The organism is Pseudomonadota bacterium, assembly GCA_030859565.1.
Taxonomy (GTDB): domain Bacteria; phylum Pseudomonadota; class Gammaproteobacteria; order JACCXJ01; family JACCXJ01; genus USCg-Taylor.
In genome coordinates this window covers 1-15,002 of sequence record JALZJW010000095.1, presented here as the reverse complement: position 1 = coordinate 15,002, position 15,002 = coordinate 1, and the positions used below count along the sequence as shown (strand labels likewise).

Here is a 15,002-nt window from a genome sequence, read left to right as displayed (position 1 = left end):
CACGCCTCGAACTCTTGAAACGTCCCCGGGTAGTCAACGCCAGGTTCAGGCCGATGTCCCTCGTCCACCTCCCCATACTACATCTTGGGGCCACTTGCGCGAAGTGGATACCCACTTTATACGAATTACGAATTACGAATAATATAGGGGACATAGGGGACATAGGGGGACATAGGGGACAGACCACGATTAAAGGCAACTTTGCCTAACGAATGCTTCGAAAGGGCCGCGGCAAAAAGTGCTGCGCCCCTCAAGCGGGGACGTTTAGGCGCGAGAGACTTGGACATGGAGCTAGTGTGTGCCTACAGTACTAAGTCCGGCCCTTATCGCTTCTTCTATTACGCGGGTGACCGCGACGAACCGCAGCACATCCACGTTGAGCGTGACGATAGGATCGCAAAATTCTGGCTCGACCCAGTTCGGTTGCAGAGCAGTGGCGGAGATCGCGCGGATTGAGAAGGCGGTGACTTATCATAGGTTCGAGCTTATGGAGGCTTGGAATGAGTACTTCGGCCATTGAGATTGAAGTCCCCTTCGCCGAAAACGTTATGGTGTCGGACGACACGCTTTGTGTAGACCTTAGCGACGGGCGAAGTATTTCTGTTCCACTCGCATGGTATCCGCGGCTGTCGCACGGTTCAGCGGTTGAGCGGAAGCGTTGGCGCCTGATCGGCCGAGGAGTAGGCATTCGTTGGGAGGATCTCGACGAGGACATTAGCGTCGAAGGTCTATTGGCGGGCCGGCCGTCGGGTGAAAGCCAAGGTTCATTTAGCACATGGCTGGTGAAACGGTTATCGCGCCGAACAACGCGCTCACCTCGGACGCGCGGAAAAGCGCCGCGCGAACGTTAGCCGTCAGACAAGAGCATGCGACGCTCTCCGAGCATCCAAGAACTGGCCGAAGCTCTCTCGATGGGAGCTTACCGAGCAACCGTCGCAAACTAACGTTGCGAGCCTGAGTCGTTAGATAGGTAATCAATGTGTGAACGGAGCCATGCAACTATCCTCGTCCTGCCGCCAGGAATCGCCGGCATCCAGATCGCGGGGATGCCCTCCCTGGCGGCTGGATTCCGGCAATCCATGCCGGAATGACGGTTTTACCTGGCAAATGTCCAGTACCCCCTAGTCATGTTTCGCTTTCCTACTGATCGCAACGGGAGGACCGCGCGCGCGCCAGCATGCTATGCTGCGGCCGGATTTTCGGGAAGCCAGGAACCCGACGATCCTGGGTTAAGCGCATCAGGGGCTGGAGGGGCCGGCTGGGAAGCCCGCATCGAGCTTGGGTTCGAGCGCCGCCACGGACGCACCGTGATGGCGCGGCGACATTACGGGCCTCTCGCGGTCCAGAAGCCCTTCTACCCCGAAGGGGAGGTCTGCCATGCCTACCTGCTCCACCCGCCGGGCGGCATCGTGGGCGGTGATCGCCTGACGATAGAGGTCACCGTGGGCGACGGTGCTCGCGCCTTGCTTACAACGCCCGCGGCCGCGAAGATCTACCGTTCCGCCCGTGCCCCCTCCGTCCAGGAATATCACCTGAAGATCGCGGCGGGAGCGGCGCTGGAATGGTTGCCCCAAGAGACGATACTATTTGCTCATTGCCAGGCGCTCACGGCCACCCGTGTCGAGGTCGAACGGGGCGCCGCATTTATCGGGTGGGAGATCCTGTGCCTCGGCCGCCCGGCGTCGGATGAGCGCTTCGATGCGGGCTGGTGCCGCCAACGGATCGAGGTGTGGCGTGAAGGCACACCGTTGATGATCGAACGTGCGCACCTGGAAGGAGGTAGCAGTCTTTTGTCCGCGCGTTGGGGGCTCATGGGCCGCACGGTGGTGGGCACCCTCGTAGCGGTTCCGGCCAACCAGGTCCTGCTTGAGGCCGTCCGCGAGGCGGTGCTACCCGCGCCAGGGGTCCTCTTCAGCGCCACACTGTTAGGTGAGGTTCTCTTATGTCGGTGCTTGGCCGGCCACGGGGAGACAGCGCGCCGTTGTTTCACAAGCGCTTGGTCGGCCATCAGACCCCATCTGCTAGGTCGCCCCGCATGTTATCCTCGGATCTGGTCCACCTAAGGGCAAATGATTACGGTAGACGATCCCAGGGGGTAATGATGGAACTGACAGAATTTCCTGCCCCTTAACTGTCACGCTGAGAAAAACCGAACCGAAGGGAGAGTGGTCGTGCGAACAAATGGCGCGGAGGAATCGAGCTTTCCTGACGCTGTGGCAGAACACCTCGCACGAACCGATGGTCCCGTGCCCCTTCTGACGCTCGGGACGCGCCTTCGCAAAGCCGGGGTGCCGATGAAGAACGATAAACTTAGTGCGATTCTCAAGCAATTCGCGCAGGAGGGGCGGGCGTTCGAGCATCCGGTCGGGAGGCAGTCACGCAACCCCATCCCTCGATACTGGCATCGATCCGCGGAGGAGTATGTCGAACGCATGCTCGCGCAAGCCTTGGCGGGCGGTGGCGAGTGGACCGAAGGAAAGCTCCGTCAAAAGCTCCCGAAGGCCTATCGCGACATCGTGGACGAAGCCATCGGGCGATTCCTCTCGGCAGGGCGACTTTTCGAAGGACCTGCGAAGGGAAAGACTCGGAAGCTCAGCACTCGGCCCCCGGTACCCAGCGAGGCGCTGGGGGCAGCCCAGATCCGGAGCCTGCGAACGATCCTGGAGCGGATCAACGCCCTTCGCCGCCCGCCGCTGCGGTTCGAGCTGCTGGTGGCCTTCTTGGACGGTCGCCTGTCGGGTCCCGACCGTCCCGTGCACTCGGGCCGAATCACCGAGGACCTGCTTCTCAGGTTCTATGCGGAGGACTTGCCGCGGCGCGAGGGCCTGAAGTCGATGCCCATACCCTGTACGTGGCGGCGATACGTCGATTACTGCAAGCGGGCCGCCGCCGTCCCCGATCGCCAAGGGTTTCATCGGCTTCTCAACGAACTGTCTGCGGCGGGTCGGGTCGCCCTCGCCGTGCACGATTCCCCGTCTCGGCTCTCGCAGGAGGACCTCGAGGCAGCCGAGCGGACACCCGAGGGGCGAGTCGTGTATTACTGGACGCCGCTTGGAGGGACCCGGTGAACGAGGAGTTCGTCTACCTCAATCCCTTCCTAAGGAACTCCGTCCACGAGTCGGAGATCTGGGCGGAAGAGGCGACCGGATTCGCTGATGTTGAAAGCATCCATGCGGAGGTGTCCGAGGTGCTGCGGCACGACTTGCGTACAGTGGCGACACACCCGCAGCATCCAACATGCGTGCGTTTCCTCGTGGGACAGGGTGGGGCCGGAAAGTCCCATCTCTTCTCGCGGCTGCGGCGGCAGATCGGGGGCGAGGCCATTTTCGCCTTCGCGAGCAACCCTCCCACGCGGCCGGCCGCGCTCTTTCGCTGGACGCTCGACAAGATCGTGTACGGCTTGCGTCACCCACGGGTCGTCGCGAGCGCGCCGAAGCCCTACTCCCAGCTCGAGGCGCTCCTCTATCGGCTGCTCCTTATCCACGACCCGGTGTTCGTAGAAACCGACCCAGACGCGCTCCATGACGTCTGGAGCGATGTCTCGGAGGAGGAGCGCGAGGAGTACCTCCGTTCGGTTGAACAGCGCCTGGTCGCTCGCGGCTACCAGGCACCTCTGCTCCGCGGCATGCTCGGCGTCTTCCGTCCGGAGACGCGAGAAGTCGCATTCCGCTGGCTCTCGGGCTCGACGAACCTGATGATCGAGGAGATCCAAGCCATCGGCCAGGCTCAGCCCATCGAAGACGCGGAGGTGGACGCGCTGCTCCGCCTCATGGGAGACCTCTCGCACGCGGCCGCTACGCCGATCGTGCTTGTACTGGACCAGCTCGACCTGATGGTGGAAGCGGCGCAGATCGACGAGCTGCAGCGCCTCCTTGTCACGTTGATCGACCAAAGCCAGAACTGGTATGTCGTGATCGGCCTCATCGAGGACAAATTCCAGCTCTGGAGCGCGCGCCTGAGCGAAACTCTGCGAACGCGACTCCAGGCGATGGGGGGAGGCCGGCTTCCCGTGATGGAATTGACACAGCTCGCGGATGCGGCGCAGAAAACTGCCGTGCTCCGGCAAAGGCTCAGCTCGGCGCCGCTCGTGACCCTGCGCGGCGAGCAGGGCATCGCATCCGAGATCTATCCGCTGGGAGACGGCGATATCGACTCGCTGGTCTCCGGAGCCCCCGTCTTCCCACGCGCGCTGCTAGCTCGCGCGTGCGCCCTCTATCAGGAACGTACCGAGGCCGGAACACGCCCGGTCGAGTCACTCGAAGCACGGATGCTGTCGGAGTTCGAGGAGCGTCGCGCGCGGATTGACCCCGAGACGATGAGTGTAGACAAGGCCTCTCTCGCCGACCGCCTCAGGGAGGCCGTCGAGCTGGCGGCTTTGGCTGCTGGACTCGGATCCGTGGATGCCCGCGTCGGACCATTCGAGCAAGAGGGGCCCTCCCAAGGCACGGACACGATTGTGACGGTGGGCGGCCGCACCCTCCGGATCCTGGCGCATCACGTGCACCAAGGCCCAAGTTTCCCGCGCTTCCTCAGCCGTGCCTTCGGCCTGCCGGGTGGCACGATCCTGGTGCGCGACGGTAAGGTTCCGATCGCGGGACAAGTCACGACGCAACGCCTCGAGGAATTCCGGAAGAACAAGCAGTTCCTCCATCTCCCCCGTCCGGCTATTGCGGACCTGTTCGCGTTGGGGGAGGTGCTGGCCGAGTTCCGGGAAGGCAACTTCGGCACTCTTCCGACAGACCTGGCGCCGACGTCCGACAACGTCAAGGCCGCGCTTTCGCACCAGGGCTGGTTCCAGCAGCATGCGTTCACGCAAGCCGTCCTGGCCTCGCTTTCCCGCGAAGCCGGACCTGAGCCGGAGCCGCGCCCCGAGCCCCCGCCGCTGCCCGAGGACCTTTCAGCCGTGGTCCAGGACCTCCTTCGATCCTCGCGATGGCTGGTGCTGGAGCGTCTGCGCCTGCAACTGAAGCGTCGGCATCGAATCGATCTTGCGGCCGCTGACCTCCGCGCAGCACTCCTCCTACCGCCTCTCAACGGGCTCGTTCTTCGTTATCCGGAAGAAGTCCGAGTACCGAGCGACGTGCAAATCTTGGTCTGGAACGAGGAAGTCGATGCTTAGGCCGGCCCTGTTGACCGTCGAGATTGGGCCGGAGCTACGGCGGCGGATCGAACCAGCCGTCTTTCGGTCGCTTTTCGCGGAGGCGGCTCGTGCCGGCACCCGATCGCCTTCCATCACTCAGGCCAAAGAGCTCCTGGCGATCGCAGTTCCCCGATATCGGGAGGTGGTTTCCGGGGCTGCCCCGGCGTTAGCGGGCATCGGCCCCGTCCCCCTCCGTGACGTCGGGACCCTCCTGCATCAGGCGCTCCAGGAGGCGACACGGTTCTTCCGCCGCGAGGGCGCGCGTACCTTCCGCGCCGTGCAAAAACTGGACGACTCCGAGGAACGGGCGGCGCGCCTGTGGCACGCGCTCTTTTCGCGACGTCTTCTCCCCTGGCTGCAGGCGTCCGGGAAACTGGGCGAGCCCGATGCGCTCGAATCGATCGACGTGGTCGTCGAAAGCGTCAAGCTCTGGGTGCGGGACCTCGCCCTGCAGTTGGGACCAAGGGCTGAGAGCGAGATCGCTCCTGCGGCCTTCTTTCTGGACACCGAAGGCGATCTCAAAGCGACGCTCGTGTGGGAAGGGCGGCGGCTCGAGCTCCGCGGCCGGCCCGACGCGCTCGTGGTCAACCGCACCTCCGGCCGGCCCGAGGTCATCGAATACAAGCTGGGCAAGCACGGACAGGTGGAACTTCAAGTAGCGCAGACGCTGCTCTACTTGGCGCTCGTCAACGAGGTGAAGGGCCCGGGCTTCGAGACCGCACGCTTGCAGCTTTTTCGGCTGGAAGCGGAGACGCCTCCAGATGCGCCCATCGAGGTCTCGGAGGAGCCGGAGAAACCGGCAACCACGGTCCCCGCAGCCCAAACGCCGCCCTCGGGGTTTCCGCCCCAGGTCGAGGCGGCGTTCGCCGGATACATCGGCAACGTCGCAGCCGTCCGGCGGCTGAAGATCGAATGCACGCTCGCTTTCCGGGCAACGCCGCCCAGCATGCCGGTGAACGTGATGCTCTGCGGTCCCGGCGGCCTAGGCAAGACGGAGCTCGCACGTCGAGTGGCACGGGCGCTTGGTGTCCCGCTGGTCGATGTCCCCGCGAGCCGGATCAAAAACGTCGACGGTCTGCTCGATCTCGTCGACGGCGCCCTCGCGGCGGCCGGCCAATCTGCCGAGGAAGCGGGCACCGACTCCGGGCTGCCACGGCGCGCCTACCCCCCGGTCGTAATCTTTCTCGACGAGATCCACCTCATGGGCAAGCGCGCCGACCTTTTTCTCAACGTGTTCGAGCCCAAGGAGCGCCGTGCCGTCGGAAGCAAGGCGGTCGGGGACTTCAGGCATGCGACCTTCCTGGGCGCGACCACCGACAAGGGTCTGCTTCCTGGGGCATTTCTCACGCGTTTTCGCATGGTTGACCTTGTTCCGTACAGCGCCGACGAGGTGGCGGAGATCGTGCGCCCCGTGTTCGAGGCCCATCCCGTCGAGACGGACTTCCTCCTACGCCTCGCCCACATGAGCCGCTTCAATCCCAGGGAGACCCTCGTCCGTGCCCAGGAGCTGCTCACGCATCACCGCTTCGACGCCTCAATGTATCCTCTCGACCTCGGGGGCCTGCGGCGGATGGCGAGCGAGTCGTGGCAGGTCGACGAGCACGGGCTCCGGCAAGTCGACCACCGGTATCTCCGTGCCCTCGAAGGCGGGAGGCGCGGCCTGGAGGCGCTGACACAGCTCCTCCCTGTGGGCCGGGACGAGATCAAGACAGTGATCGAGCCCTATCTCCTGCAGCTCGAGCTGATACGGTTGAGTGGCGCCGGCCGCGAGTTGAGCGAGCAAGGTCGGCGGCTCGTCACGATTCCAGCTTAGCGATTGCGACATTTCATCATCGAGCAACTCGACGGATCGAGCTGAACCCCCCGACTATAGAGTAAAATTGGCCGTGACAAGCAGTGGGGGAACCGTATGGAACTGACACCACGTGAGAAAGACAAGCTCCTTCTCTTCACCGCCGCGCTGCTCGCGGAGCGCAGGAAGGCGCGCGGCCTCAAGCTCAATTATCCGGAGGCGATCGCCTATCTCTCGGCGGCCATACTCGAGGGCGCGCGCGATGGCAGGACGGTCGCAGAGCTCATGAGCTATGGCACGACGCTCCTGGCGCGCGAGGACGTCATGGACGGGATCTCGGAGATGATCCCGGAGGTGCAGGTCGAGGCGACGTTTCCCGACGGCACCAAACTGGTCACGGTGCATTACCCGATCGTTTGAGGAGAACCACGATGATCCCCGGAGAAATGTTCATCGAACCAGGCGCTATCCGTCTCAACGAGGGCCGTGAAACCCGGACCTTGAAGGTCGCCAATACCGGTGACCGGCCGATCCAGGTAGGCTCCCATTACCACTTCTACGAGACCAACCGGGCCCTGCGTTTCGATCGGGACGCGGCCCGTGGTTTTCGGCTTAACATCCCAGCCGGCACCGCGGTGCGCTTCGAGCCAGGGCAGGAACGCACGATCGAGCTTTGCGCCTATGCGGGCGAGCGTAAGGTCTACGGGTTCAACGCGCTGGTGATGGGACCGCTGGAGAAACAACCATGACGACGATCGACCGCCATGCCTATGCGGAGATGTACGGGCCCACCGTGGGCGACCGGGTCCGTCTTGGGGATACGGAATTGATCATCGAGGTGGAACAGGACCACACGATCTACGGGGAGGAGGTCAAGTTCGGCGGCGGCAAGGTGATCCGCGACGGCATGGGCCAGAGCCAGCGCGGTGCTCGCGATTCGGTCGATACCGTCATCACCAACGCGCTCATCCTAGACTACACGGGCATCGTCAAGGCCGACATCGGGATCAAGGACGGGCATATCGCCGGCCTCGGCAAGGCCGGCAATCCCGATATCCAGCCCGCCGTCAGCATCATCATCGGAGCGGGCACCGAGGTCATCGCGGGCGAAGGCATGATCGTCACGGCGGGCGGCATCGATTCCCACATCCACTTCATCTGCCCGCAGCAGATCGAAGACGCGCTCATGTCGGGGGTGACCACCATGCTGGGCGGAGGCACCGGGCCCGCGGCGGGTACCAACGCGACCACCTGCACGCCGGGACCGTGGAATATCCATCACATGCTGCTCGCGGCCGACGGGCTGCCGATGAATCTCGGTTTTCTCGGCAAGGGCAACGCCAGCCAACCTGAGCCGCTACGCGAGCAAATCATCGCCGGCGCCATGGGGCTCAAGCTCCATGAGGACTGGGGCACGACGCCAGCCGCCATCGACGTGTGTCTGAGCGTCGCCGACGAGCTGGACGTGCAGGTCGCCATCCATACCGACACCTTGAACGAATCCGGGTTCGTCGAGGATACCATCGCCGCGTTCAAGGGCCGGGCCATCCATACCTATCACACCGAAGGCGCGGGCGGCGGACACGCCCCCGACATCATCCGGGTCTGCGGCGAGTCGAACGTCCTTCCCTCCAGCACCAACCCGACGCGGCCCTATACCGTCAACACCATCGACGAGCATCTCGACATGTTGATGGTCTGCCATCACCTGGACTCCAAGATCCCCGAAGATGTCGCCTTCGCGGAATCCCGCATCCGGCGCGAGACCATTGCCGCCGAGGATATCCTGCACGACCTCGGCGCCTTCTCGATGCTGTCCTCGGATTCCCAGGCGATGGGACGGGTGGGCGAGGTCATCACCCGCACTTGGCAGACGGCGCACAAGATGAAGCTGCAGCGAGGGCCGCTCGCGGGCGACTCCGATCGTAACGACAACCTGCGGGCGAAACGCTATGTGGCCAAGTACACGATCAACCCCGCGATCACCCACGGCCTGGCCCGCGAGGTCGGTTCCGTCGAGGCCGGGAAGCTGGCCGATCTGGTGCTATGGAAGCCGGCCTTCTTCGGGGCCAAACCGTCCATAGTCATCAAGGGCGGGATGATCGTGGCGGCGGCCATGGGCGATCCCAACGCCTCTATCCCCACGCCCCAGCCGGTGCACTATCGACCGATGTTCGCGGCCTTCGGCGGCGCGCTGGCCAAGACCTGCTTGAGCTTTGTTTCACAAACCGCATTGGAGGCCGGAATCAAGGAAAAGGTTGGTCTCCAAAAACAGCTCGTCGCCGTGCGCGATACCCGGCGCATCGGCAAGTCGGAGATGCGTTTGAATGACTATCAGCCGAAGATCGACGTGGATCCGCAGACTTACGAAGTGCGCGCCGACGGTGTTTTATTGACCTGCGAACCTGCCACGGTCCTGCCGCTGGCGCAGCGCTATTTCTTGTTTTGAGCATGGCGTGGTTTGCGCAAGCGGCCCGCCTCACCCGCACTTCGGCTCCCGGCCCCGAGCCCGCGCCTGCTCATACAGGGGCACTGCCTGCGGCAAGCGGCTCTCTAGGGGTGCGGTGCCGCCTCGCCTGGACATATTGACCCAGAGTACCGCTACGCGAAACGCGATCGACCTCGCCAAGACCCGCGCCCGGAGGGCGCGAGTGGTCCGGCTACAGACGTGACACCTATCGGCATGCTGCTCACCAATCAAACCGTTTGAAATGTGGCTTTGGATTGCTTATCTTGCGTCGATGAGCGTGGTCCGATCCTGCTATTTTTGATCGCGGCGATGATGCGGATCACTGAACGGCTGCAGACGCCGGCCAAGGCCGACGCGACGCTGACCTTGTCCTTCGAGCAGCGGCAAAAGAGCCGCCAGCGGATCAGGCTCGATTCCGGGGAGGAGGCGGGTGTGAGTCTCCCGCACGGAACCATGCTTCGCGCGGGCGATCGCTTGCGTGCCGAGGACGGGCGCGTGGTCGAAGTCCGCGCGCTGGCCGAGCCCGTCACCAGCGCGTATAGCGTCGATCCGCATCTGCTCGCCCGCGCCGCCTATCACCTGGGCAATCGCCATATCGCCCTGGAAATCGGCGCGGGCTGGGTCCGCTATCGGGCGGATCATGTATTAGACGGGATGGTCGCCTCTCTCGGGTTACGTACGGTCCGGGAAGAGCAGCCCTTCGAGCCGGAGGCCGGCGCTTATCACGACGGCGGCCATCGCCATCCCGGGGGAGCCAGGTGACGGGACGCATGAGCACGGCTAGGGCTCGGCTACGGCTTTGGCAACTCATCAGCCCCGCGTTGCCGATCGGGGCCTATGCATATTCGCGCGGGCTGGAGTACGCCGTGAGCGCGGGCTGGGTAGGTAACAAAATCGACGCCGCGTCATGGATCGAGGGACAATTGACACAGGTCTTCGAAAGCCTCGATGTCCCCGTGTTCGCGCGGCTCTACCGCGCCTGGCAAGAAGACGATGTAGGCACCCTCGCCTACTGGAATTCTTTCCTGCTCGCCACCCGCGAGTCCGCCGAGTTGCTCGCCGAGGACCAATACCTCGGTGGCGCCTTGGCCCGGCTGCTGATCGATCTCGGGATCGAAGACGCCGGCGCGTGGCAAGTTGCCGAACGCCCGAGTTTCGCTACCCTGTTTGCCCTCGGCGCGGAACGCTGGGATATTGAATTAACGGAGGCCGCGCAAGCCTATGCCTGGATATGGAGCGAAAACCAAGTCGCGGCGGCGGTAAAGCTCATCCCCTTGGGACAGACGGCCGGACAGCGAATATTGTCGCGGCTCGCGGACGTGCTCCCGGAGGCGGTGCAGTCCGGGCTCGCGCTCGGCGATGACGCCATCGGGGGCGTCGCCCCGGGGGTGGGCATCGCGAGCGCCCTGCATGAGGGGCAATATACGAGGCTGTTCCGTTCATAAACGAGGCCACGGCGATGGAGCACACGAAGGACAGAAAACAGATCTTGCGTATCGGCATCGGCGGGCCCGTCGGCTCGGGGAAGACAGCGCTCGTCGATGCGCTGTGTAAATCGATGCGCGACGAGTACCGGATCGCCGTGGTCACCAACGATATTTACACCAAGGAAGACCAGCAGTTTCTGATCCGCAGTCAGGCGCTGACGGCCGATCGGATCGTAGGCGTGGAGACCGGCGGATGCCCGCATACCGCGATCCGCGAGGACGCCTCGATCAACCTTGTTGCCGTCGATGAGCTGATTACGCGTTTCCCGGAGCTCGACATGATTTTCGTCGAAAGCGGCGGCGACAACCTGAGCGCGACCTTCAGCCCAGAGCTGGCCGATCTCATGATCTATGTGATCGACGTCGCCGCGGGCGACAAGATCCCGCGCAAGGGCGGACCCGGGATCACGCGCTCCGATCTCTTGGTGATTAACAAGATCGACCTCGCGCCTCATGTGGGTGCTTCCCTCGAGGTCATGGAGCGGGACGCCCGCAAGATGCGCGGCGAGCGGCCCTTTGTGTTTTCCAATCTGAAAACCGGCGAGGGTCTCGGGGCGATCCGGGATTTTATCGTGCGCGAGGGGTTATTGGCATGACGCGAAAAAATTCACCATCGCTATCTTCACCGAATTACCAGGGTCTGCGACACGCGCTTTTGGTGATTTTCCTAACCACGCTCATCGGCTGCGCCGCGCCGTCCGCGATCAAGATAGACTCCACGCAAGGCGCGCGGGGACCCATCGATAAGATGCTGTTCATCGTTCGCGACGCGGCGGGTGGATTCCGAGCCGGCGAGGACCCGCTCAAGGCCCTTACGCGCGAGGTCAAGGAGGATCTGGTTCGCGCCGGGTACGCTGTGAGCGATCCATGGGACCTTGGCCTATCGGAACGGGAGATCCGCGAATTGATCGAAGAAAAGTACACCAGCGTCGTGAGTGCGTATGGCCATTTGCTGGCGGCCACGGTTCATCCCCTGCGGACGGGCAGCACGCCCGCGGGATTTTCAATGAGCTTTGGGGATTCCGATCCGCGCGCGCAAAACTTTCAGCGCGTCGAACTTATCCCGATCTCCTGTGCCTTGGTAAACACCCGGAGCGCTCGCGAGGAAGCGAGCCTCCGTGAGGACAAGCCGGCGCCCGGCCGCGACGATAGGTGGGTACCGCAGGAGGCCGGCCCGGCGAAGGGCGTCGAGGCGCTAGCCGGGGACATTCGCGCGGTCTGCGATAAGTTACTGGCCGAGCTCGGCGTTGCCCGGAAGGTGGCGAAGAGCGAACCCTCAAGCCCCGCAGACCCCGTACCTGCCGTCCGGGTCGAGATCGCCCCGGCCGAAGAAAATACCCCGGAGACGGTAGAACCTGCGCCAGCGCCAGACATCGATGAGGATACCTCCTTGAAATCGGAAAATGCACTTCCGCAAGCCTCAGGCTCAAATTCCGCGCCCTCGCAAGACCCTGCTGTTCCGGCTCCGGAGCCTTTGCCGGCGACCGTCAGCGCTCCTCCAAAGAGCAGCCCGGTCACGGCTAAGCCAAGCACCGGCAACGAGGGCCGCAAACAGGTGAAGATTATAAACCCGGGGAATACCGTCATCCTGGAGTTCGGGCCCGACCGGCGGCATTGAAGTTATCGAGTCTGCCGCCCTCGAGTTGTCCGGGCGCTGACGGGCTACTGCTGATATCCGCGTTCATCATGCAAGGCGATATCGAGGCCTTGCAGCTCCGCCTGTTCGTTGACCCGCAAGCCGACCATCGCATCGACCACCTTGAGGATGAGGTAGCTCAAGATCGCCGTGTAAACACAGGTGAACGCGACGGCCTTGAGCTGCGCCGCCACTTGCCCGCCGATAGTCATGCCCGCGGCGAGTCCGATCCCGCCCAGGCTGCCGGCGCATACGCCGGCGAGTAAGGCGCCGACCGTGCCGCCGATGGCGTGCACGCCGAAGGCATCGAGCGAATCGTCATAGCCTAGCCAGCGCTTGAGGCGGGTGGACGCCAGGAAACACGCCACGCCGGCCGTGGCCCCGATCAACAATGCCCCGAGGGGTCCGGCCGATCCCGCGGCGGGGGTGATCGCCACCAACCCCGCGACCGCACCGGTGGCGATGCCGAGCACGCTCGGTTTGCCATGGGCCGCCCATTCACTGAACATCCAGGCCAAGGCCGCGCTCGCGGCTGCTATCTGCACGACGGCCATTGCCATCCCGGCGACACCGTCGGCGGCCCCGGCGCTGCCGGCATTGAACCCGAACCAGCCCACCCAGAGCATGGATGCGCCCGCGACCGTGATCGTGAGATCGTGTGGTGGCATGGGTTTCTCCGGGTAGCCCTTGCGTTTTCCCAGCACGACCGCGGCGATGAGCCCCGCGACCCCGGCGTTGATGTGGACCACCGTGCCGCCGGCGAAGTCAAGCGCGCCCCAGTGCGATCCTATGAGCGATCCGGCGCCGCTCCAGACCATGTGGGCGATCGGGCAATAGACGAGCGTGAGCCAAAGGCCCGTGAACCAGAGCATGGCCGAAAACTTCATACGCTCGGCGAAGGCACCGACCATGAGCGCCGGGGTAAGGATGGCGAAGCTCATTTGGAAGGTCATGAAAACAGTCTCGGGGACGCTCAGGCGCAGGCTGTCCCGCCCGACGCCATTCAGGAGGGCCTTGTTCAGGCTCCCGATAAAGGAGCGGAGATTGATTACCCCGTCCTGCATCCCGGTGGTATCGAAGGCCAGGCTGTACCCCCACAGCATCCACAGGATCGTCACCAGGGAGGTAATGGCGAAACACTGCATCATGACCGAGAGCACGTTCTTAGCCCGCACCATTCCGGCGTAAAACAATGACAGCCCCGGCATGGTTATGAACAAGACCAGCGCCGTCGCCGTGAGCATCCAGGCAGTATCGCCCGAGTTCAAGCCGGGGGCGGTTGGGAGGGCCAGGATTTTTTCCGGCGCGGTTGCGGAGGTCTCTGGCAGCGCCGGAGCGGTTTCCTCCAAGGGGGATTGAGCGGGTAGCCCGGCGTCCGGCGCCGCCGGCGTCGCGCTTGCCTGGGGGTCCGCCGGCGGCATCGCCTCGGCCATCACCGCCATCGGCAACGCCACGATGCTTAGGAGCAGCACCAGCAATCCGGCGCGCGTGCTTGACGTCATTCTCAATTCTCCTTCGGCCCAGTGATCATGGCCGGACCAGAGCGGGAGCAAGTGATAGACGGCGCGGTAGAGCAACAGCGCCGCCGCGAGGGATCCGGTCGAAATCAAGCCATGAAAGCTCAGGAGCAAGATGCTCTCGAAGACGCCGAGCCCGCCCGGCACATGGCTCACCATGCCGCGAGCGTCGCGATAGAATAGACTGCGAGGAAGGGATCCAGTCATAACCAATGAGCACCGTGTAGCTCGCGGCCGTCAGTAACAATGCGAGCCCCAATTGCCCGGAGGAAAGCTGCCGCAACTCGGCGAGCATGCTGTCGACATTCAGCTCTTGCAGAAGGTGATAGATGGCCGAGCTCGCGGCCAAAAACAGGGCGAGCGACAGCAGCGGCATGAGCACGCGCTGCCCGCGGCTCGGCGGCGTCATCGCCCACGCGGTCTCATTGGCATCCGTCATGGGGTGTCAGTACTTACTCTTGACTTTGATCTGAGACAATCGGGCTGATGCGGGCATTATACATTTGTGGATCGATAAACCAGACGCGGATGGTGCATCAGGTCGCGCGGCAGTTGTCGCAATTCGAGGCCTACTTTACGCCCTACTACTGTGTGGCTTCAAAAAACTGGTTTGCCGTGCCGGGCTGCTCGACTTTACGGTCATGGGCGGTCAATTCTTGCAGCGAACGATAAAATATATGGAGACGCATCGACTTGCCCTGGACCGCGAAGGGCGGAACGGCCCCTACGATCTGGTCGTCACCCAGCGATCTCATCGTCCCGCGCAACATCTTGGGGACCAAGCTGGTGTTGGTGCAAGAAGGCATGACCGATCCCGAGACGAGAAAGCCGCGACGGAACCGCACTTGCTTATTAACCGGGTGCGAGGGTGTAACGCATTTGCAACAGATCCGTGCCCTGTTGCAATAAAGAAACGAACCCGATTGGTGCGGTTTCTACTGGATTCGCACAGGTTTGGAT

At 63.5% G+C, this 15,002-nt stretch carries 15 protein-coding genes and 1 pseudogene; 13 read left to right on the top strand and 3 right to left on the bottom strand.

The genetic code is table 11. From position 1 onward, the window contains the following. The first annotated feature begins 285 nt into the window (after positions 1-285). From M3436_14025 to M3436_13965, 13 genes and pseudogenes are all read left to right on the top strand, one after another. Positions 286-520 (top strand): annotated as a pseudogene (locus M3436_14025) (DUF4160 domain-containing protein). Next, on the top strand, positions 501-851 hold the full coding sequence (locus M3436_14020; protein MDQ3565200.1) for a DUF2442 domain-containing protein: 351 nt from the start codon (positions 501-503) through the stop codon (positions 849-851). The pseudogene M3436_14025 and the gene M3436_14020 overlap by 20 nt, the downstream one beginning before the upstream one ends. Positions 852-1,310: 459 nt before the next feature. Then, the gene (locus tag M3436_14015; protein MDQ3565199.1) at positions 1,311-2,063 is read left to right on the top strand and encodes an urease accessory protein UreD; all 753 of its coding nucleotides are present in this window, start codon (positions 1,311-1,313) and stop codon (positions 2,061-2,063) included. A 108-nt stretch (positions 2,064-2,171) separates the two neighbouring features. Further along, positions 2,172-3,068, top strand: coding sequence for a hypothetical protein (locus M3436_14010; protein ID MDQ3565198.1), 897 nt, complete (start codon positions 2,172-2,174; stop codon positions 3,066-3,068). Next, positions 3,065-5,119, top strand: coding sequence for a hypothetical protein (locus M3436_14005; protein MDQ3565197.1), 2,055 nt, complete (start codon positions 3,065-3,067; stop codon positions 5,117-5,119). The genes M3436_14010 and M3436_14005 overlap by 4 nt, the downstream gene beginning before the upstream one ends. Beyond that, complete coding sequence (locus M3436_14000; protein ID MDQ3565196.1) at positions 5,112-6,953, top strand: PD-(D/E)XK nuclease family protein; 1,842 nt, start codon at positions 5,112-5,114, stop codon at positions 6,951-6,953. The genes M3436_14005 and M3436_14000 overlap by 8 nt, the downstream gene beginning before the upstream one ends. A 96-nt stretch (positions 6,954-7,049) precedes the next feature. Then, positions 7,050-7,352: an urease subunit gamma gene (gene ureA, locus M3436_13995; GenBank protein ID MDQ3565195.1), complete on the top strand. Its 303-nt coding sequence runs from the start codon at positions 7,050-7,052 to the stop codon at positions 7,350-7,352. Positions 7,353-7,363: 11 nt separating this feature from the next. Continuing rightward, the gene (locus tag M3436_13990; GenBank protein MDQ3565194.1) at positions 7,364-7,681 is read left to right on the top strand and encodes an urease subunit beta; all 318 of its coding nucleotides are present in this window, start codon (positions 7,364-7,366) and stop codon (positions 7,679-7,681) included. Then, positions 7,678-9,381, top strand: coding sequence for an urease subunit alpha (gene ureC, locus M3436_13985; protein MDQ3565193.1), 1,704 nt, complete (start codon positions 7,678-7,680; stop codon positions 9,379-9,381). Before M3436_13990 ends, ureC begins: the two co-directional genes overlap by 4 nt. Positions 9,382-9,711: 330 nt before the next feature. Continuing rightward, on the top strand, positions 9,712-10,164 hold the full coding sequence (gene ureE, locus M3436_13980) for an urease accessory protein UreE (GenBank protein ID MDQ3565192.1): 453 nt from the start codon (positions 9,712-9,714) through the stop codon (positions 10,162-10,164). 8 nt (positions 10,165-10,172) lie between these two features. Beyond that, positions 10,173-10,847, top strand: a complete 675-nt coding sequence (locus M3436_13975; protein ID MDQ3565191.1) for an urease accessory protein UreF — start codon at positions 10,173-10,175, stop codon at positions 10,845-10,847. Positions 10,848-10,861: 14 nt separating this feature from the next. Next, positions 10,862-11,485 (top strand): urease accessory protein UreG, encoded by a 624-nt coding sequence (gene ureG, locus M3436_13970; GenBank protein ID MDQ3565190.1) that lies wholly within the window; start codon positions 10,862-10,864, stop codon positions 11,483-11,485. Beyond that, on the top strand, positions 11,482-12,507 hold the full coding sequence (locus tag M3436_13965; GenBank protein MDQ3565189.1) for a hypothetical protein: 1,026 nt from the start codon (positions 11,482-11,484) through the stop codon (positions 12,505-12,507). Before ureG ends, M3436_13965 begins: the two co-directional genes overlap by 4 nt. Before the next feature lie 44 nt (positions 12,508-12,551). Here the strand turns inward: M3436_13965 and amt are convergent, their stop codons facing one another. From amt to M3436_13950, 3 genes are all read right to left on the bottom strand, one after another. Beyond that, the gene (amt, locus tag M3436_13960; protein MDQ3565188.1) at positions 12,552-14,027 is read right to left on the bottom strand and encodes an ammonium transporter; all 1,476 of its coding nucleotides are present in this window, start codon (positions 14,025-14,027) and stop codon (positions 12,552-12,554) included. 25 nt (positions 14,028-14,052) lie between these two features. Further along, entirely contained in the window at positions 14,053-14,481 is a 429-nt protein-coding gene (locus M3436_13955) for a hypothetical protein (GenBank protein ID MDQ3565187.1), read from the bottom strand. Positions 14,482-14,626: 145 nt separating this feature from the next. Beyond that, positions 14,627-14,887: a hypothetical protein gene (locus M3436_13950; GenBank protein ID MDQ3565186.1), complete on the bottom strand. Its 261-nt coding sequence runs from the start codon at positions 14,885-14,887 to the stop codon at positions 14,627-14,629. Positions 14,888-15,002: the final 115 nt, after the last annotated feature.